Raw genomic sequence first — 18,256 nt, 5'->3', positions numbered from 1 at the left:
CTCCGCCATCGTCGTTCAGACTGCCATCCCTTATTGAGCGGCCTTGACCTTTTTCAGCAGCGGCGCGCATTGGTCAGCCTGCTCTCCGCTCGGCGCGATCAACGCAAGCAGGCCGGCCGCCGGGCCGACAGCCGCGCCCAACAGCACCATACCTGCCCCGCGCAACGCGAGTGGCCCGGCGTGTACGCCAGGGCTCGGGTCCTTGAAGGTGCCGTGCACATAAAGCGGCGAGCGCAGGGAAATGATCCGCAGGCCCTTTGAGCGTGGCACGATGTCCATGTTGAGCGCTTCGCTCTTGAGATTCACATCGCCGGTGATGTTGATCACGGCGTTCTCGGTATCAATCACAAGAACGCGCGGCGTGGCCAATCCGTCCTTGAACCCGACGTCGGCGACGGCGCAGTTGATCTGGACCTCGTCATCCCCGAACAGGCGGCTCACCACGTAGTTACCAACATTCAAGCCAGCCAGCTCCATCAGGCTCCGACTGACCTTGCCGTCGTTCATCAGCAGGTGCAGTTCGCCGTTCGATGTACCGAGCAGCGCAGCGACCGAATTCCCGCGCCCCCGCAGGTCGGCCTGGCCGTTGAGCTCACCCAGACTATCCTGCATCGCCTCCACACCTGGGAACAGCTCGCGCAATTTCACATGCTGTGCATTAATCGCCGCATGGCCGCCCATGGGCGTGGTCTTCCCGTCCAGCCGGATACGGGACTCGATACGACCGCCCGCTACGCCAAGATCGAGCGGCTGAAGGCTGACGACGCCGTCGTCCAGCACGACATGCGCCTTCAGATCACTGATGGGTAATTGTTCGCTGTGCACAATACGCTTGCCCTGGAAGCGCACGTCCGCATCCATGTCGCGCCAACGGTCCGTCTGGAACGGCTCAGCCGGCAGGGCACGGTCATCGGGTTGCTTGCTCTTTTCGCCACGAGCGGCCTTTTCTTCATCCGAGTCAGCGCCGATCAAGGGCGCCAGGTCCTTGAACAATAGCTGGTTGGAGACGAGGTCACCCGTGAGCTTGGGCCGCGGCTCCCCCGCCACGAATGAGACGTCACCGTGTATATCGCTCTGTCCAATACGCCCGTTAAAGCCCTCATAAGCGAAGGTCGCGCCCTCGGCACGTTGCAGGTTCGCGCGCAATCGGCCGTCCGTGGAGTAAGGCCCCGACGAGGGCAGCGTGACGCCGATCAGGGGATGAAGATTGCCCAGGCTGTCGCCGGACATGCGCAAGCGGAGATCGAGCGCACCGAGATTGCGTGGGTCGACAAGGGTGCCTTCAATCACAACGTGAGTCGCTCCAGCTCGCAGATCGACCTGCAACGGGAACGGTGTATTGGCATCATGCAGCGCGAGCAGCCCGCCGATCCTGCCTTTGCCATTTACAGGCTGGGCTCGATAGGTCCCCTTCGCGTTCCAGGCAAACACATAATCCTGTGTCGAGGGCCCGTCCTCTTGCGCCTTCCTGTCCTTGTCGCCGGTGATGTCGCTGAAGGGGATCGGCTCGCCGAGCGGCGTTACGTTCAATGCAATATCAGCACGTAGCGTTTCGTCCTTGTATGTCACATCGCCCTGGTCAAAGCCGATTGTGCCGATATCCACGGTCCAAGCGGATTCGCTCTTGTCCGCGTCGTCATTTTCCAGTGCTTCGAAATTCCAGTTCGCGCGGCCATCCCCGAGCCGCTCGATGTGCGCCGAGGGCTGGGTCAATGTGATCCGCGGAATGCTGATCACCCCGCCCAACAGGGCTAAGGGCGCAAGCTCGGCTTCGACGCGCGCCAGCCGAACGAAATAAGGTGCCTTGCCCCAGTCGGCATTACCCAACTGGACAGATTCGGCGCTGACCTGCGGGTGCGGCACCCACGCGCGCCAGCCCTCCGAATAGCGGTCGCGCCCCCAGCGCACGTCCAGATCGTCCTCGATCACGAACTCGCGACCGAGCGTTTCGGACACCTGTCTGTTGATCGTGGGTTTGAGGAGGTTCCAGTCAAAGAAGGCCACAACCAGAACGAGGACCAGGATCAACAGCGCCAGAACGACGCCCACGACAGACAGGGCTTTTCGAATCCGCATCTTGCTACTCGCTTTGAATCGACGCTGAGCGCCACGGCATGAGGGCTTGGACTGGCAAACGGAGCGGATGACTGCACATCCTGGGCTAACTGCCCTCGCGCGTGACCGGAAACGGTTGTGCATATGCAGGCGTCGATGCCTGTCCGATCCGCCATCACTGCGGTCGATGGTTGGTATCGTTGCGTTCGTCTTCTTCGGAATCAGGGCCTGCGGGACCATATGTCCACGCCACCTCCTTCCCCCCTTAGAGGATGAACATCATGAACGCACGTACCCCCCTGATCGTTGCATTGACCCTGAGTACACTGTCCAGCTTTGCATTTGCCCTGCCTGCCGCTGATCAAGCGCCGGTCGGCGAAGCCCTTGACCACAAAGCGGCTGCTACCTGGCAGGCGCCAGTTGCTGAAAATGGCTTCGAGCGCACACCGCTTGGTCAAGCGATCGCTGAAGATGGCTTCGAGCGCACCCCTCTTGGCCAAACCGTTGCAGAAGACGGCTTCGAGCGTACTCCTCTCGGCCAGACCGTTGCAGAAGATGGCTTCGAGCGTACACCCCTCGGCCAGACTGTCGCTGAAGATGGCTTCGAACGCACGCCTCTCGGCCAGACCGTCGCTGAAGATGGCTTCGAGCGTACGCCCCTCGGCCAGACCGTCGCTGAAGATGGCTTCGAGCGTACGCCTCTCGGCCAGACCATCGCTGAAGACGGCTTTAATCGCACCCCGCTGGGCCAGACCATTGCCGAGAACGGCTTTGAGCGTACCCCACTGGGACGCACCATCGGCTAACCCAACACTCGGCGCGACGCTGAGGGGTTAGTCAATCCCTCCCTTGCGCCCTGCACATGCGGGGCGCCAAACCGAATCACGGCAAGCACCTGGCTTACGATGCTCTCGCCTCGGATCCACACCAGGTGGGCATCCGGTGCCGAATCACACCTCGCCCCCGCTCAGCGTGACCTGTGCCACCTTCCTGGCCGACATCAAGCCGCGTCGGTGCTGCTTCGAGTCGCGCCAAGACCGAGCACTTCCAAAGGATGCTGCGCCCAAGAATTCGATCACTTAGACGCGCCAGAACAGGACCGGCGATCTGCGTTGCAGCCCGCGCCGATGGTCTTTCAGCCGGAGATCGGCCCGATACGCCCCTGGCTCGATTCCGCTAAAAGGAAGTCTACCAACGCACGTAACTTCGGCGAGTGGCGCGCCTGGCTCGCATAGACCAGCGAAATGGCATCGCGGGCCGGCGGGTAATCCGTGAGCAGGTATTCCAACGTGCCCTCACTTACCGCCCGATCGACCATGTAGCGCGGGATCTGAACGATGCCGAACCCCGCCTCTGCTGCACGCTTCAAGGCGATGCCTTCATCGAACATATAGCGATGCTCGATGTTGAGCTGCACTTCTTCACCACCACGATGGAAACGCCAGGCCCGAACCCTGCCATGCGATGCGTGCCGGAAGCCCAGGCACTGGTGATAAGGCAGATCTTCGAGCGTCAGGGGGCGGCCTCGTTCGGCGAGGTACCCGGGCGAAGCCACCACGACCTGCTCCTGGGTGTCGAAGGGCCGCGCTACCAGCCGGCTTTCACTTACCCCACCGATGCGAATGGCCAGGTCGACACCGTCCTCGACAATATTGCAGATCTCGTCATTCAGACGAATGTCGAGCCCGAGCGAAGGATGGATCGTTGCGAATCGCGCCAGCATCGGACCGATGACACGCGCTCCGTACACGCGTGGCAGGTCCAGTCTCAGCGTTCCCGTGAGCATCGATGCTTCGTCACTCGCGAGCAGTTCTGCCTGCCCCAACAGCTCCAACGCGTCGGTATACCGCTCGAAAATGCCTTCGCCGATCTCTGTCAGCGTGATGCTGCGCGTCGTGCGCTGCAGGAGACGCACACCGAGCGAGCGCTCCAGTCGGCTGACGCTCTTGCCAACAGCGGACGCGGACAGGCCGAGCCGTCGACCCGCGCCGGAAAAGCCGCCGTGCCGGACGGCGCTGACGAAAGCAATGATCTGCGGTAGGGAGTCGCTGCCAATGCTGCGGCGTCCGTTCGAGCTGATGGACTGGGTCTGTTTGAGCATCGTTCCTCTTGATACAGCCGCTCTGGATAGAGCCGCACTGGATAACAGCGAATGATGACAACCGGATGACAGATTCTGGTTTCTGCAGTCCGCAATCATCGGACGCCCGCGCCACTTCTTTCCCTTAACCAAACGATTAGGCTCGTTTCTGTCCGCGATGCCTTCGCCACCCTTCGGACACATGACTGAAACAAAACAGCAATAACCTCGCCGCATTCAATCGAAAGGAATCTTCATGTCCCGCTCTCGCTCCACTTCGCCCAGAACCAACCTGCGTCGCCTCGCTAGGGCGCTGGCACTGAGCGTCCTGCCAGGCGTGCTAGTGGCAACCGAGGCCTGGGCAGGGACGCTGGTGCTGTACACCAACGACTTCGAAGACATCATCGGCGAGCGCTTCAAGACAGATACAGGGCATGACATCGAGGTGGTCCAGATGAGTGGCGGCAACCTGCTCGCCCGCATCGCAGCCGAGCGCAATAACCCCCACTGGGATGTCGTGCTGTTCGATGGGCTGGGCAGCCTCTACAACCTCGACGCCGAAGGACAATTGCGCCGCGGTTGGACGCCAGAAAACGCCAAGCACCTGACCGAGCAGGGCCGCGCACTGGTACCGGAGGACGCCGCGTGGATGCCTTCCGGCGCAACCGCGTCCTGCGTGATCGCGTATCGGACCGATCGCGTGGAGACGCCGCCTACGTCGTTCTCCGACCTCACCGCGCCGGCTTACCGCGGCGAGATAGGGCAGGCAGACCCCGCCGTTGCCGCTCCGGCTTATCCCTGTGTCGCGGCGCAGCATCACAGCATGGGAATGGAAGCAGCTCGCGCCCTCTACAGCGGGCTTCTGGACAATGACCTACGGGTCTTCCGTACCAATGGCCCGGTGGCACGTGCATTGGCCGCCGGCGAAATCCAGGCAGCAATGCTGTCGTCTCCGTTCGCGTACAACCTCAAGCACGACGGCGCGCCGATCGACGTCGTCTGGCCACAAGACGGAGCGCCCGCCTCGTCCCGGGGCGTCGCCATCCAGGCCAAAAGCCAGAACCTCGAAGCGGCTGAGGCGTTCGTGAACTGGATGGTGGAGCCTGCCACCCAACAATTTCTCACCGACAACGGTGGCAAGGATGGCCTCTTCCTGTCGCCCGTAGAAGGCGTAGAGCCACTTCCCTTCGGCCCGCCTGCAACAGCACGCTATGACATCGCGCCCGCGGACTGGTCGGCCGAGCACGAAGCGGAGATCAAGAACTGGTTCGCCGATCAGGCTGTGAACTGATGTCGGATGCGGTCCCTACGCTGCGGCCATCGCCGCGGCTGTCCCGCCGTCGCTTGAGTCCGGACACCGTCCTGGGCATCGCCATGACTGCGCTACTTGTAGTGCTTATCGTGGCCCCCATGGCCATGGTGCTCGTCCAGGCGCTGTTCCCCGGCGCCCTGAACGGCCAATGGGCCTTCGCCGGGGTCGACAACCTCCTGCAGATCTTTCAGCGGCGCCTGTGGCAGGTCTCGCTGGTGAATTCGCTTGAGCTGGCCGTCGGCACTGCCCTTCTGGGCGGGTTGATCGGAACGGGGTTGGCCATGCTGCGGCACAGCCTGCAATTTCGTGGCGCAATGGCCCTTGACGCCTGCACCTGGGCGCTTCTGGTCATGCCGTCCTTCGTGATTGCACAGGGCTGGATCCTGTTCGCGATCCGTGATGGCGTTGCCGCGCAATGGCTCGGCCTGGACGGCCTGCCGACATTGATCTTTTCGCCGCTCGGGCTCATCTGCATCATGAGCCTGAAGAACTACCCCTTCGCGTACCTCGCCGTATCGGCGGCGATGCAGTGGCATGTTCGCGAGTACGGTCACGCCGCCGAGCTCTGTGGCGCCAGACCTGGCCGCGTTCTGACCACAGTGCGCCTGCCCATGCTACTGCCTGCGATTCTGTCGGGCGCAGTGTTGGTTTTCATCGATACCATCGGTGACTTCGGATTGCCGGCCGCGCTGGCGACGAGCTACCGCTTCCCGACGCTGCCCTACACGATCTACGCGGCTATCAATCAGTCGCCGATCCGGTTCGACCTGGCCGGCGTCCTGTCCTTTTATCTCGTACTCATCCTGGCTATCGCCGTGAGCCTCTATTTCTGGCTACTGCGCCGGTCGCGGCATGACTTCCTTACTGCGAGGGCGCGCGCGCAGACGCTCGCCCTTCATGCCTACAGCCCACTCGCAACGGCCGTGACCCTCGTGTTTCTCACGCTTGCGTTGGGGATTCCAATGGGGACTAGCCTGGGTGTATCACTCACTGAACGTGTCGGCGCCGGGCTGTCTGCGGAGAACTTGACATTGGCGCACTACCAGGCAGCCCTGGCTGATGGCTCCCGCCTGCGCCAAGCTCTCGGCCACTCGCTTTCCATTGCTGCGCTGGCGGCTGCCGGCAGCCTCATGGTCTCGTTATGCGCCGCATACCTGCTGACGTTCAGCCGCTTCTCGCTGAATCGCCTCATCGACATCACCTGCACGGCCACCCTGGCTGTGCCCGGCGTCATCATCGGTGTCGGCTTCATCTTCGTCTGGAACCATCCGCTGGCCGATGCACTGGGCGTCAGGCTTTACGGCCATCCCGCCATTCTGGTTCTGGCGTCCATGGCGGGCGCCATTCCCATCGCCATTCGCGTCGTCCTCGGCGCCATGGGGCATGTCCCGGCATCCTTCCTTCAGGCTGCAGCCCTGCAGGGCGCCTCGTTGGGCCGTCGCCTGCTGACCATCCTCGTGCCACTTTGCGGCGCTGCGTTGTTGTCCGCCGGGCTGGCCGCTTTCGGGACCAGCGTATTCGATCTGGCCATCACCTCGCTGCTGCATCCGCCGGGTTATGAGGTGCTGCCGGTCACCATCGACCGCCTCTTCCAGCAGGGCGACTACGGTCTGTCCACCGCCTTCACGCTGGTTGCCGGCACGACCGTCGTGGCGCTGATCCTGCTGATCCACACGCTGGTTCGCCGCCTCGCGATGCCCTTGGCAGCGCCCGCTCCCGAGCCCCAGGGAACGCCCCGTCATGCTTGAAATAGAAAACCTCAGCTATCGCTACAGCGGTTCAACCGCCCTGGATCGCCTCTCACTGCGCCTGGAAACAGGCAAGGTGCTGTGCGTACTCGGTCCCTCGGGTTGTGGCAAATCCACCCTGCTCAAACTCATCTCCGGTCTCGAAGTCCCCAGCGAAGGTCATATACGACTGGGCGGCCGGGTGATTGCCAGTGCCGGCCGCGGCATGGCGCCCGAGCATCGCGGGGTCAATATGGTGTTCCAGGACTACGCGCTCTGGCCGCACATGAATGTCCGCAAGATTGTTGGCTACGGGCTCAACCGCCTGAGCCGTGCCGCACGCGATGAACGGGTCGACGAGCTGCTGGCGCGTCTGCAGATCACCGCCTATGCCGACCGTCTGCCCGGCCAGCTGTCCGGCGGCCAGCAGCAGCGAGTCGCCATCGCTCGTGCGCTCGCCACTGATCCGCAACTGCTGCTGTTCGACGAACCCCTCTCGAACCTCGACGTGCAACTTCGCCAGCAGATGCGTCACGAGCTTGCCGAATTGCTGTCCCGGCTCGGCAAGACCGCCATCTACGTAACCCATGACCCACTCGAAGCCTTCGCCTTCGGCGACCATCTGATGGTGCTCAAGGATGGCCGGGTCGAGCAATTCGGTGACGCGAGTGCGCTGTTCACTTCGCCCGCCTCGCCCTGGGTCGCAGCGCTGGCCGGCTACGACAACAGGCTCCCGGCGATGGCCCGCCCGGCCGGCAATGGCCACTGCAGGGCAGATATCCACGGCCAGGCGATCCAAGCCCGCTGGCAGGCCTCGGAAACGGCGCCGGGCACCGGCCCGGTAACCGTGATGATCCCGGCCAGCAGCGTTCGGCTGGCCAACGGCGCTGCCTGCGATGAACCCATGAACGAACTGCAGGGCCAGGTGCTGCACTCGATCAACGAGGGACGCACCTGGCGCATCCGCGTTGCCGTAGGTGACGCCCGCTTGACCCTCAACGCACCGACCGCCCTGCCCCGGGATCAGATCGCTGCCTTCGAATTTCCCGTCTCGGAAACACTCGCCTTCCCATGAATCAACCCGCCTCGCTTCCCAACGAATTCATCCAGACGACGGCAACGCCCGCGCTGGAAATCACCGGCTTGGTCAAACGCTTCGGTGGCCGCGCCGCACTGGATGGCATCGATCTTCGTCTGGAGAGCGGCGAGGTCCTTGCGTTGCTCGGACCGTCAGGCGGCGGAAAATCCACCCTGCTACGGAGCATCGCCGGGCTACACCCGATCGACGACGGCGAGATCCGTCTGGCTGGCGAGTGCGTCGCCGCCAGGGACCGGCAGCTGGCGCCGGAGCAGCGGAAGCTTGGCATGGTGTTCCAGGATTACGCCCTGTGGCCTCACATGAGCGTCCGGGAGAACGTTGCGTTTCCACTCGAAATGCAGCGTGTACCTCGCGCTGATCGCGATCGTCGCGTCATGGAAGCGTTGAGCCTGGCTAGCCTGGACGCCTTTGCCGACCGTGCACCCGCTACGCTGTCCGGCGGCCAGCAGCAACGTGTTGCCCTGGCCCGCGCCATTGTGGCAACGCCACGCCTTTTGCTGATGGACGAGCCCCTTTCCAACCTCGACCGCAACCTGCGCGAAAGCCTCGCGCTGGACATTCGGCGCCTGATCGATGACCTCGGCCTGACTGCCGTGTTCGTTACGCACGACCAGCATGAAGCGTTCACGCTGGCCGACCGCGTTGCCGTACTGCTGGATGGAAGACTTGCGCAGATCGACACGCCGCAGGGGCTCTATCACCGCCCGGCGACCGCGGATGTTGCGCGCTTTCTCGATATCGGTGCGCTGGTCAGCGTTGAAGCCAATGCCGGTCGCCTTGTGATGGGCAATCGCGCATTGGCACTGGTACCAGACCGCCCCGTCGATGGCTTGCTGGAAGTCCTGCTCCCGCGTGCAGCGCTCTCGCTGTGTGCGCCGGAGCAAGGGCTGTTGACTGGGACCGTTGCTCACGCGCTTTTCCAGGGAGACCACGTCTCCTTGCGTATCCGGCTGTGGAACGGTGTCGAGGTGCGTATCAACGCCCCCGACGCACCCGCCGCCGGCACGACTGTCGGCCTTCGGGTCGACCGCCCGCTTCGCGCATGGGATCGCGCAGGCGAGCCGCTTCACCTGACCTGCACCCACGCATAAACACCCGGCGTCATCAAGGAGATCGCCATGCTTCGCACTGCTCTGTTCGCTGCTGCCCTGGGCCTTACCCCGTTGGTCCACGCTGCCCCGCTCACCGTTTACACCGCAAACCCGGCTTCGCTCATCGAGCAATTGGCCGCTGACTACAAGGCCGAAACCGGCGTCGACGTGAATGTGTTCCAAAGCACCACCGGGCAGCTCATGGCGCGCCTGGAAGCCGAGCGCAGCAACCCCTTGGCCGACGTTGTCATCTCGGCCTCCTGGGACAGCGCCAAGGCGCTCGCAGACGAGGGACTGCTGTTGGACTATCGCTCGCCCAATGCCGAGCACGTACCGGACAACCTCAAGACGGATAACTATGTCGCGCAGGGCGCAACGGCACTCGCGCTGGTCTGGAACAGCGATAGCCAGGCGCCACGCCCTGAAGACTGGTCGGATCTGACCAAAGCGCCCTATCGTGACCAGGTCACCATGCCTGACCCGGCTCAATCCGGCGCGGCATTCGAATTGCTCAGTGGTCTGATTTCGGCCAACGGCGAGGAAGAAACCTGGAAGCTGATCCAGCAACTCAAGGACAACGGCATGCTCGTCGCAGGCCCGAATGCTCGCGCACTGAACCCGGTACTGCAGGGCGCGAAGTCGGTCGTCTTCGGCGCCGTGGACTATGTGTCGCTTGGCCAAAAGGCCGAGGGCGAACACATTGACGTGGTGTTTCCGAAGAGCGGCACCGTCGTCTCGGCGCGCCCGATGATGATTCTCAAGTCATCGAAGATGCCCGAGGACGCCAAGCGTTTCGTGGACTACGTCCTGTCCGAGAAGGGCCAGCAACGCGTCGCGGAAGCCTACCTGATGCCAGCGCGCACGGATGTGAAAGTGGACCGCCCGGGGCTGAACGACATGACGTTGATCGACGTTGATAGCGAAGCCATGAACCAGCAGCGCGAGCAAATCCTCGCCCGCTTCCGCAGCATCACCGAACGATGAGCAGTACGGCGCCGATGCCACGCCTGGCCCGCTTCGGCGGCGCCAGGCTGATGACCTGGGTGACCGGGGCAATGCTCATTCTGCTGGTGGGCATGCCGCTGGGTTACGTCCTGCTGCAGGCCGTGTTTCCCGGATTCGCCAAGGGTGATCTGTCGGCGCCCTTTGGCTTGCTGGGTACGTTGCTGACCCAGCCAGCACTGCTGGGACTGGTCGGCAACACGCTGACGCTCGGGCTACTGGTGGTTGTCGCCAGCGCCCTGGTCGGTGTGCCGCTGGGTGCTCTCCGCGCATTGACGCGGGTCCCCGGCGCGCGGCTGTGGGACCTCATGATGCTGATACCCTTCATGATTCCGCCGTACATCGCTGCGTTCGCCTGGATTGTGACTCTTCAACCCCGCGGGTATGCCCAGCAGCTGACCGGCAGCCACGCCGGCGGCTTCCTGTTTTCCCTGTCGGGCATCGTCTTCGTGATGGTGCTCAACGTTTTCCCCGTTGTGTACTTTGCCGTCTCGCGTACGCTGCAGGCCGTCGGTGGGCGATACGCCTTCGCAGCCCGCGTTTGTGGTGCTGGCCGCTGGCACACGCTCTGGCGCATCAGCCTGCCGCTCTCCACGCCGGGCATCGCCGCCAGCCTGCTGCTGGTGTTCGCATTGACCATCGAGGAGTTCGGCACGCCCGCGACTCTGGGCGCGCAAATCGGCTACCGCGTTCTCGTGACAGCCATCCATGAACGCTTTTCCGATTGGCCCATCGACATTCCCGGCGCGTCGGTACTGTCCCTGATCCTGGTGATGCTGGCGCTGCTGGCGTTCTATCTCCAGCACTGGCTGGTAACCCGTCGTTCGTTCGTGACCGAGACGGGCAAGCCAACCCCATTGGTTCCAAGCGAGCTCGGTGTGTGGCGCTGGCCGGTCGCCGGGCTGTTCGCCGCTGTTGCAGGAGTAGCCGTGCTGATGCCGCTGGGCGCGATGCTGGCGACGGCGTTCACTGGCACGCTGTCCGGCGGGCTGACGCTGGAGAACCTTTCCACCCGGCACTTCCAGGCGCTCGCCAATAACGCCATGGCGATAAAGGCGCTGGTGACCAGTCTGTCGCTTGCGGTCGGCACGGCATTGTTAACCGGCATCCTCGGGGCGCTGGCAGGTTATCTGGTAGTACGCAACGCAACGCGCGGCAGCCGCCTGCTCGACGCCCTGACACTGTTGCCGAATGCGATGCCAGGCGTGGTCGTGGCCGTCGGACTGATCCTCGCGTGGAACCAGTCCTACTGGCCGATCCGCATCTACAACACCGCCGTGATGCTGTTGCTGGCGTACAGCTGTCTGCTGCTGCCCTACCCGGTGCGCTACGCGTCGGCTGCGCTGCGGCAGATGGGGGAAAACCTGGAGGCCGCAGCGCGCCTGTGCGGCGCGGGCTTCTTCACTGCGTTCCGCCGCATCGTGCTGCCAACCATGGCGCCAAGCCTGATCGTGGCGATGCTGTTGGTATTTGCCATCGCCTCAAGAGAGCTTGTCGCCTCGTTGATGGTCGCCCCAGCCGGCATGATGACCCTTTCCACCTTCGTCTTCGCCCAGTTCGAGCAAGGCTCACCTGGCATGGGCATGGCCATGAGCTGCGTCGCCATCCTCAGCACCACCGCGCTGCTGGTAAGCCTGACGGTGCTCGGCCGTAAACGCCTCCCGGGCGTCTGAGCACATCCCGAAGCATGCCGGCAGGCGGCTTCGGGTCTGCCCGGGCGATCAAGCAGCGCCCCCGGCCATGCGAAAACATGGCCGGGGCTGCAGGTCCTTGATCGTTGTTGGCTTCGCTAACCGCGTGGAAAAGCTTCGCCGTTTTCCACCTTACTCAACTGCTGGCCTTACCCGTACGCACCACTCAAGCGGATTACAGCGCCGAGGGTGGACGCGCTCGGGCTCCTACCTTACCCCAGACTTTCAACCCGGGTGGAAACGATGCGCGGGTTTTCAGCCGCCATAGGCCCTGTCCCAACATTGCGTGTTGCTCTTGGCCGGTAAGACGAGACCTACGGTTCTTCCAACGCGCACCTCGGCGGCATCCGCCAAGGCACGCCTTTTTTTTCAGCTTAGCGAGCTCGCGGGTTCCGCTATCAAGCAGTGATTCGACCGTCGCCTTGTCGGCAAACTCGCGGGTCACGTCTGGCAATAGCGGCTTGTGCCAACAGCTGGAGGTATAAGCGGCGCCCTACGCCACCAAACGCTCTGCAGGAGAAACGCTGTGAATGCAAATGGCATCCAATCGAGTCCCATAATCCTGGCAAGCGTCACACGTCGCGCAGCATCGAAGGCGATAGACGGCTCAGCCGCCTTGCTGATATTTCTGGCAGTCAGGTTTACCGCGACAGCGCTTTTGATTCATGTGCCTGAGATCACGGCTAGAGGTGTGAACATCGCCGCCTGCATCGCTGCCTTCGCTTACCTGTTGCTGGCGGACGCATTGCCAAACGGCCAAAGCATCGGGAAGCGACTTCTAAGCATCGCGGTCGTGGACAGAAACGTATTCCGCCCCGCTACCCTGACCCAATCGGTCACCCGCAACGCAGGCGCGCTGATTATTCTGGATTGGATCTGGATCTTTTTGGAATCCAGAACGCGGCTGGGCGACATGTACGCCAAAACCATCGTGATACAGGTCGGAAAACTCAGCTACAAGGTACGAAGCATCTCTGACGTGTACCAGGAAGCCAAACCCGGCTTCTAAACCCACAGCGCCCAGTGTGTGTCATAGCGGCACTGGGTTGAAAACGGCGTAGCCCTGTGCTGCACGGCCCCGAGCTACATCATGGGGCGGACCTCCCACTTGAAGTGGCATGCCCCATTCGACGTCATACCGACCAAACGGAAAAGACCGGCCTAAGCCGGTCTTTTCGTCCCCCCCGGGAGCCGCTTAGAGGATGCTAAGCGGGTATTCGACGATCAGGCGCAGCTGATCCACGTCGCGTTCGACGTCGGCGCTGCGGTGCGTCGCGTAGCGCGCGCGCAGGCTGAGGTCCTTGGCTGGGCCGCCCTGCACCACGTAGCGGGCTTCGATGTCGCGCTCCCACTGCTTGCCGTTATTGGTCTGGTTGGTGTTGATGTTGCTACCGCGGATGTAGCGGGTCATGAAGGTCAGGCCTGGTACGCCAAGGGACTTCATGTTCAGGTCGTAACGCGCCTGCCAGGAGCGCTCGTCTTCGAAGTTGAAGTCCGAATACTGGACCGAGTTGGCGAGGAACATGGAGCTGCCGCCATCGATCTTGTAGGTGTAGCCGCCACGGCCCGAGATGCGCTGGTGGGCCACGGTGAATTTGTGCGCGCCGACGCTGTAGGCTGCCGCGAGGCTCCAGGCGCGGTTGCTCAGATCACCCAGGTACTCCTGGCCGATGCTCTTGGTGTCGTAGATGTTGAAGTCAAACGACAGGGCCTGCTTATCCGACAGCGGCTGAACGAAGTTCAGGTTGCCGTACCACTTGCGGAAGAAGTCTTCGGTGTTGGAGTAGAACACCGCACCGGAAAGCTGATCGTTGACGATGTAGTTACCGCCAATGAAGTCGATCGACTTCAGTGTCTGGCCGCCACGGACGATCGAGTCATGCCCAGTGGCTGCCTTGGCGCTGAGCGATGTGAAGTGACCGGCCTGCAGGACGAGGTTGTCGATTTCTTCGCTGGTGATCAGCGCGCCGCGTGCCGTTTCCGGCAGGATTCGGCTGTCAGACATGGCGAATACCGGGTTGCTGATGATCTGATCGCCGTACTTGAACGTCGTGTTCGAGACACGGGCCTTGACCACTGCGCCGGCCTGGGAGAATTCATCCTGCGCCTTGCCGTCGTCCCCTACCGGGAACAGGCCGCTGCCAACACGGCCACGGCCCGTATCGAGCTTGAGGCCGACCATGCCGAGCGCGTCGACACCGAAGCCCACCGTGCCCTGAGTGAAGCCCGACTGGAAGGTACCGATGAGGCCATGGCCCCACTCTTCCGTGTAGCTTTTCGGCGCGCCGCTGCTACGGAAGTCGTCCTTGAAGTAGATGTTGCGGTTCTTCACGTTGAGCTTCGAGCCCTCGACGAAGCCCTTCGACTCCGACTGCTGGCTGGCTACGGCCATCTGGGTAGCCGCCATCATGACCGCTACGGCCAAGGCGCTGATTTTCACGGTTTGCATGTATTCCATTCCCTTTATGTGTCGCCGGTTCGCCCGGCGCCTCTTGGCTGGCAGCGTGATCGCGTTGCTTTTGTTCTTCCCTGGGCTTGTCGGCGTTGGCTACGCAAAAAAAGGTCGGCACCGTGCGGCGGGGTGGTGCCCGTCGAACGGACCGACAAACCAATGGGATGCGAATTGCTGCAAGGAGCAATGCCCTGCCGCAGCGCGTCAGGACGGGGGGAAGCCTAAAGAAGCGAGGGGGCTGGAATAAGAGGGCTCAATGTCCAAGGATTACGGACACAGAAGTCTTGAATCGGTAACGCGTCCGTCATATTGGATTGTTAGGCGAGACGGTCGACGCAGGTTGGCACGTATGCAGGATCAACAAGCCCTGAAGAGAGTGTTAGCGAAGCGTAACCCACCGAGCGATCAGCGCCGAACCGGCACCACTGGGTACGGCAAGGCTGGCGTAAACGAGGCGCCGACACTATTGGGCTGATGCGTCGTTGGCCGTGGCGTCCGAGGTAAACGGTGGAAGCCCTTCGGGATTCCACCCTACAAATGCGCACGAGTCCCGTTTCGCACGCTACGTCCACCGCCGCGGGCTGTAGGGTGGGTTAGCGAAGCGTAACCCACCGAGCAATAAACACCGAAACCGGCACCCATTGGGTTTGGCAGTGCTCACGTGAAAGATACGCGACGGTACCCGGCCGATCTGTCGACGGCCTTGGCGTTCGAGGTAAACGGTGGAAGCCCTTCGGGATTCCACCGTTCAAACGCGCACGGGCGCCATGCTGCAGGTCGAGCTCAGCGCCGCGGGCGGTAGGGTGGGTTAGCGAAGCGTAACCCACCGGGCAATCAACACCGAAACCGGCACCCACCGGGTTTGGCTCTACTCGCGTGCTCAATGCCCGCCAAGGTAGGCGTTACGCACATCCTCGTTGCCCAACAGCTCCTGCCCGGTGCCTGTCATGCGGATCTCGCCGGTGACCATCACGTAGGCACGGTCGCTGAGCTTCAGGGCATGGTTGGCGTTCTGCTCGACGAGGAAGATGGTCATCCCTGTTTGCGCCAGCTCGCGCAGCGTTGCGAAAATCTGCTTCACGACGATGGGCGCCAGACCCAGGGATGGCTCGTCAAGCAGCAACAGCTTCGGTCGGCTCATCAGGGCGCGGGCGATGGCGAGCATCTGCTGCTCGCCCCCGGACATCGTCATCGCTCGCTGATTGCGACGCTCCTTCAGACGCGGGAACAGATCGAACATCCGCTGTTTGTCCTCGTCGGCGTATTTCATGCCGATCGGAATCGTCCCCATCAGCAGGTTTTCCTCGACAGTCATGTCAGGGAAAACACGGCGGCCTTCCGGGCTCTGGGCGATGCCATTGGACGCCACGAAATGGGCAGACTTCTTCGAAATATCCGTGCCCCGGTAGATGATTTGCCCGGACGCCGCACGTGGCTGGCCAAAGATCGACATCAGCAAGGTCGACTTCCCCGCGCCGTTGGCGCCGATGAGGCTCACCGTCTCCCCTTCGTTGATGTGCAGGCTCACCTTTTTCAGCGCATGGATCTGGCCGTAGAACACGTCCACGTCCTTGAACTGGATCAGGGGTGTGGTGTTCATGCCACCTCCTCCTCTTCCGCGCCGAGGTAGGCAGCGATGACTTTTGGATCGTGTTTGATGGTTTCCGGTCCACCCTGGGCGATAACAAGCCCGTGGTCGAGTACGACGATGTGGTCGGAAATGCTCATGACCATGCCCATGTCGTGCTCGATCAGCAGGACAGTGATGCCGTGCTGATCACGCAGGATCCGAATCATCTTCGAAAGTGCCTCGGTCTCAGCAGGGTTGAGGCCCGCGGCAGGCTCGTCCAGGCAGATGATTTCCGGCGCCGTGCACATCGCTCGGGCGATCTCGAGCCGCCGCTGCTGTCCGTAGGACAACTCCCCAGCCAGACGGTTGGCATGCTCCACCAGGTCGACGATCTCAAGCCAGTAGAACGCGGTATCAAGCAGCTTGCTTTCGGCGCGTCGATAGCTCGGCAGGTTGAGCACCCCCGAAACCATGTTGCGATTGGTGAGCATGTGCTGGGCCACTAGAAGGTTTTCCAGCACGGTCATTTCCTTGAAGAGGCGAATGTTCTGGAACGTCCGCGCAAGGCCGGCACGGTTCACCAGGTGCGTGCCGCCGAACATCTTGTACCAAACACGCGATCCGAATTGCCGCGGCCTGATGAAGTCATCCATGTGAAAGGGCTCGCCGAGAATCTGGATCACATCCGTCGTCTTGCCCTGCGCATTCAGCAGGATCTTGCCGCCCGTTGCCGAGTAGAACCCGGTCAGGCAGTTGAATACGGTGGTCTTGCCCGCACCGTTCGGGCCAATCAGTGCGGAGATCGAACCCCGTTTGATGTCGAAACTGACGTCGTTCAAGGCTTTGATGCCACCAAAGTGCATCATCAGGCGGTCGACGGTGAGAATGACGTCACTCATGGTGCCACTCCTTTGCGTGGGGCGATCCCGACCCGGTTAACCCGGATCAGCCCGCGCGGTTTCCAGATCATCATCACCACCATCAGCACGCCGAACAGCAGCACCCGGTAGTCCGCAAAGCTGCGGAGCAACTCGGGCGCCACCGTCAGCACGAAGGCGGCGATCACGACGCCGACGGTGGACCCCATGCCGCCGAGTACCACGATCGCAAGAATCAGTGCCGATTCGAAAAAGGTGAATGACGCCGGGTTGACGAAACCTTGGTAGGTGGCAAAGAACACACCGGCGAGGCCAGCAGTCGAGGCGCCGAGCATGAATGCCGAGAGCTTCACCAGGACGTGGTTGAGTCCCATGGCGCGGCAGGCGACCTCATCTTCGCGCAAGGCTTCCCAAGCGCGCCCCACCGGCATTCGGCTGAGGCGGTGCTTGATGTAAAGCACGAGTAGGACGACGATGAACAGCACGGCGTAGATGAAGAAGAACTTCATGTTCCCGTCATATGCAACGCCGAAGAACTCGTGGTACGGCGTTCCGCCATCCTTCGCACGACGAGCGAACTCGAGGCCGAAAAAGGTCGGAGCCGGTGCTGACATCCCGTTCGGGCCGCCGGTGAAGGACAGCCAGTTGTTCAGCACCAAGCGGATGATCTCGCCGAAGCCCAGCGTCACGATGGCCAGGTAGTCGCCATGCATGCGCAATACCGGAAAGCCCAGGATCGCACCGGCCAGCGCTGCCAGGATGGCCGCGAGCGGAAGGACGGTCCAGAAGCCGAGACCGAGGTACTCGTAGCCCAAGGCAAGACCGTAGGCGCCGATGGCATAGAAGCCGACGAAGCCCAGGTCCAGCAGGCCCGCCAGCCCTACGACAATGTTCAGCCCCAGCCCGAGAAGCACATAGATCAGGCCAAGGATCACAACGGTCAAGAGATACTTGTTGGCGAAAAAGGGAAAGATCACCGCCAGCACGATCAGCGTCAGGACTACCCATTTGATGCGTGACGTGTGCCCTGGCGGTAACACCCCCACGCCGCCACCCGACGTTTCGAATCCCTCGAGGATGCGCTGGCCGCGGGGCGTCTGGAGAAAGAGGCTGAGGAACAGCCTTCCCACCATGACGATGCCGACCATCCAAACGACCCGCTCGGTTTCCATGCGGAAGTCGTAGCCCTGCAGCACCACGCCCACGACTGGACCGAACACGATCAATGCGATCAGACCAGCCATCAGGGTGTCGATGAGCGCCTTTTTTATATCGATGGAAGCTTGTGTACTCACGGCG

General features: G+C 62.3%; 14 protein-coding genes. 8 read left to right on the top strand and 6 right to left on the bottom strand.

Annotation, left to right across the window (positions count from 1 at the left end):
- Nucleotides 1-30 precede the first annotated feature (30 nt).
- Nucleotides 31-2,076 carry an AsmA family protein gene (locus ACY8D3_RS02385; protein ID WP_462381430.1) on the bottom strand — a complete coding sequence of 682 codons (2,046 nt, stop codon included), beginning with the start codon at nt 2,074-2,076 and terminating at the stop codon, nt 31-33.
- Nucleotides 2,077-2,336: 260 nt separating this feature from the next.
- Here ACY8D3_RS02385 and ACY8D3_RS02380 point away from each other — a divergent pair, with 260 nt between their 5' ends.
- A complete protein-coding gene (locus tag ACY8D3_RS02380) occupies nt 2,337-2,861 on the top strand; it encodes a hypothetical protein (RefSeq protein ID WP_462381429.1) in 525 nt (174 codons plus the stop codon).
- Between the two features lie 329 nt (nt 2,862-3,190).
- Here the strand turns inward: ACY8D3_RS02380 and ACY8D3_RS02375 are convergent, their stop codons facing one another.
- Nucleotides 3,191-4,156 carry a LysR family transcriptional regulator gene (locus ACY8D3_RS02375; protein ID WP_462381428.1) on the bottom strand — a complete coding sequence of 322 codons (966 nt, stop codon included), beginning with the start codon at nt 4,154-4,156 and terminating at the stop codon, nt 3,191-3,193.
- A gap of 235 nt (nt 4,157-4,391) precedes the next feature.
- Between ACY8D3_RS02375 and ACY8D3_RS02370 the strand changes: the two genes are divergently transcribed.
- The 7 genes from ACY8D3_RS02370 to ACY8D3_RS02340 all read left to right on the top strand — a co-directional run bounded on the left by ACY8D3_RS02370 (nt 4,392) and on the right by ACY8D3_RS02340 (nt 13,066).
- Nucleotides 4,392-5,426 carry an extracellular solute-binding protein gene (locus ACY8D3_RS02370; protein WP_462381427.1) on the top strand — a complete coding sequence of 345 codons (1,035 nt, stop codon included), beginning with the start codon at nt 4,392-4,394 and terminating at the stop codon, nt 5,424-5,426.
- On the top strand, nt 5,426-7,195 hold the full coding sequence (locus tag ACY8D3_RS02365; protein ID WP_462381426.1) for an ABC transporter permease: 1,770 nt from the start codon (nt 5,426-5,428) through the stop codon (nt 7,193-7,195). Before ACY8D3_RS02370 ends, ACY8D3_RS02365 begins: the two co-directional genes overlap by 1 nt.
- Nucleotides 7,188-8,249, top strand: coding sequence for an ABC transporter ATP-binding protein (locus ACY8D3_RS02360; protein ID WP_462381425.1), 1,062 nt, complete (start codon nt 7,188-7,190; stop codon nt 8,247-8,249). Before ACY8D3_RS02365 ends, ACY8D3_RS02360 begins: the two co-directional genes overlap by 8 nt.
- Complete coding sequence (locus ACY8D3_RS02355) at nt 8,246-9,364, top strand: ABC transporter ATP-binding protein (RefSeq protein ID WP_462381424.1); 1,119 nt, start codon at nt 8,246-8,248, stop codon at nt 9,362-9,364. Before ACY8D3_RS02360 ends, ACY8D3_RS02355 begins: the two co-directional genes overlap by 4 nt.
- A gap of 27 nt (nt 9,365-9,391) precedes the next feature.
- Entirely contained in the window at nt 9,392-10,348 is a 957-nt protein-coding gene (locus ACY8D3_RS02350; protein WP_462381423.1) for an ABC transporter substrate-binding protein, read from the top strand.
- Complete coding sequence (locus ACY8D3_RS02345) at nt 10,345-12,039, top strand: ABC transporter permease (RefSeq protein ID WP_462381422.1); 1,695 nt, start codon at nt 10,345-10,347, stop codon at nt 12,037-12,039. Before ACY8D3_RS02350 ends, ACY8D3_RS02345 begins: the two co-directional genes overlap by 4 nt.
- A 544-nt stretch (nt 12,040-12,583) precedes the next feature.
- Complete coding sequence (locus ACY8D3_RS02340) at nt 12,584-13,066, top strand: RDD family protein (RefSeq protein WP_462381421.1); 483 nt, start codon at nt 12,584-12,586, stop codon at nt 13,064-13,066.
- Nucleotides 13,067-13,252: 186 nt separating this feature from the next.
- Here the strand turns inward: ACY8D3_RS02340 and ACY8D3_RS02335 are convergent, their stop codons facing one another.
- The 4 genes from ACY8D3_RS02335 to livM form a co-directional block, all read right to left on the bottom strand.
- Nucleotides 13,253-14,506, bottom strand: coding sequence for an OprD family porin (locus tag ACY8D3_RS02335; RefSeq protein ID WP_462381420.1), 1,254 nt, complete (start codon nt 14,504-14,506; stop codon nt 13,253-13,255).
- A gap of 883 nt (nt 14,507-15,389) precedes the next feature.
- Nucleotides 15,390-16,109: an ABC transporter ATP-binding protein gene (locus tag ACY8D3_RS02330; RefSeq protein ID WP_462381419.1), complete on the bottom strand. Its 720-nt coding sequence runs from the start codon at nt 16,107-16,109 to the stop codon at nt 15,390-15,392.
- Nucleotides 16,106-16,978 carry an ABC transporter ATP-binding protein gene (locus tag ACY8D3_RS02325; RefSeq protein ID WP_462381418.1) on the bottom strand — a complete coding sequence of 291 codons (873 nt, stop codon included), beginning with the start codon at nt 16,976-16,978 and terminating at the stop codon, nt 16,106-16,108. The genes ACY8D3_RS02330 and ACY8D3_RS02325 overlap by 4 nt, the downstream gene beginning before the upstream one ends.
- Nucleotides 16,975-18,252 (bottom strand): high-affinity branched-chain amino acid ABC transporter permease LivM, encoded by a 1,278-nt coding sequence (livM, locus tag ACY8D3_RS02320; protein ID WP_462381417.1) that lies wholly within the window; start codon nt 18,250-18,252, stop codon nt 16,975-16,977. Before livM ends, ACY8D3_RS02325 begins: the two co-directional genes overlap by 4 nt.
- Between the last annotated feature and the right edge of the window lie 4 nt (nt 18,253-18,256).

This window comes from Pseudomonas sp. Marseille-QA0892 (assembly GCF_054950135.1).
Note: the sequence above shows the minus strand (reverse complement) of the source record. Positions and strands in the feature narration are given on the sequence as shown.

Excerpts from the sequence above, each read along its gene's own strand:
- ACY8D3_RS02385 (WP_462381430.1), bottom strand. The coding sequence starts at position 2,076 with ATGCGGATTCGAAAAGCCCTGTCTGTCGTGGGCGTCGTTCTGGCGCTG.
- ACY8D3_RS02380 (WP_462381429.1), top strand. The coding sequence starts at position 2,337 with ATGAACGCACGTACCCCCCTGATCGTTGCATTGACCCTGAGTACACTG.
- ACY8D3_RS02375 (WP_462381428.1), bottom strand. The coding sequence starts at position 4,156 with ATGCTCAAACAGACCCAGTCCATCAGCTCGAACGGACGCCGCAGCATT.
- ACY8D3_RS02370 (WP_462381427.1), top strand. The coding sequence starts at position 4,392 with ATGTCCCGCTCTCGCTCCACTTCGCCCAGAACCAACCTGCGTCGCCTC.
- ACY8D3_RS02365 (WP_462381426.1), top strand. The coding sequence starts at position 5,426 with ATGTCGGATGCGGTCCCTACGCTGCGGCCATCGCCGCGGCTGTCCCGC.
- ACY8D3_RS02360 (WP_462381425.1), top strand. The coding sequence starts at position 7,188 with ATGCTTGAAATAGAAAACCTCAGCTATCGCTACAGCGGTTCAACCGCC.
- ACY8D3_RS02355 (WP_462381424.1), top strand. The coding sequence starts at position 8,246 with ATGAATCAACCCGCCTCGCTTCCCAACGAATTCATCCAGACGACGGCA.
- ACY8D3_RS02350 (WP_462381423.1), top strand. The coding sequence starts at position 9,392 with ATGCTTCGCACTGCTCTGTTCGCTGCTGCCCTGGGCCTTACCCCGTTG.
- ACY8D3_RS02345 (WP_462381422.1), top strand. The coding sequence starts at position 10,345 with ATGAGCAGTACGGCGCCGATGCCACGCCTGGCCCGCTTCGGCGGCGCC.
- ACY8D3_RS02335 (WP_462381420.1), bottom strand. The coding sequence starts at position 14,506 with ATGCAAACCGTGAAAATCAGCGCCTTGGCCGTAGCGGTCATGATGGCG.
- ACY8D3_RS02330 (WP_462381419.1), bottom strand. The coding sequence starts at position 16,109 with ATGAACACCACACCCCTGATCCAGTTCAAGGACGTGGACGTGTTCTAC.
- ACY8D3_RS02325 (WP_462381418.1), bottom strand. The coding sequence starts at position 16,978 with ATGAGTGACGTCATTCTCACCGTCGACCGCCTGATGATGCACTTTGGT.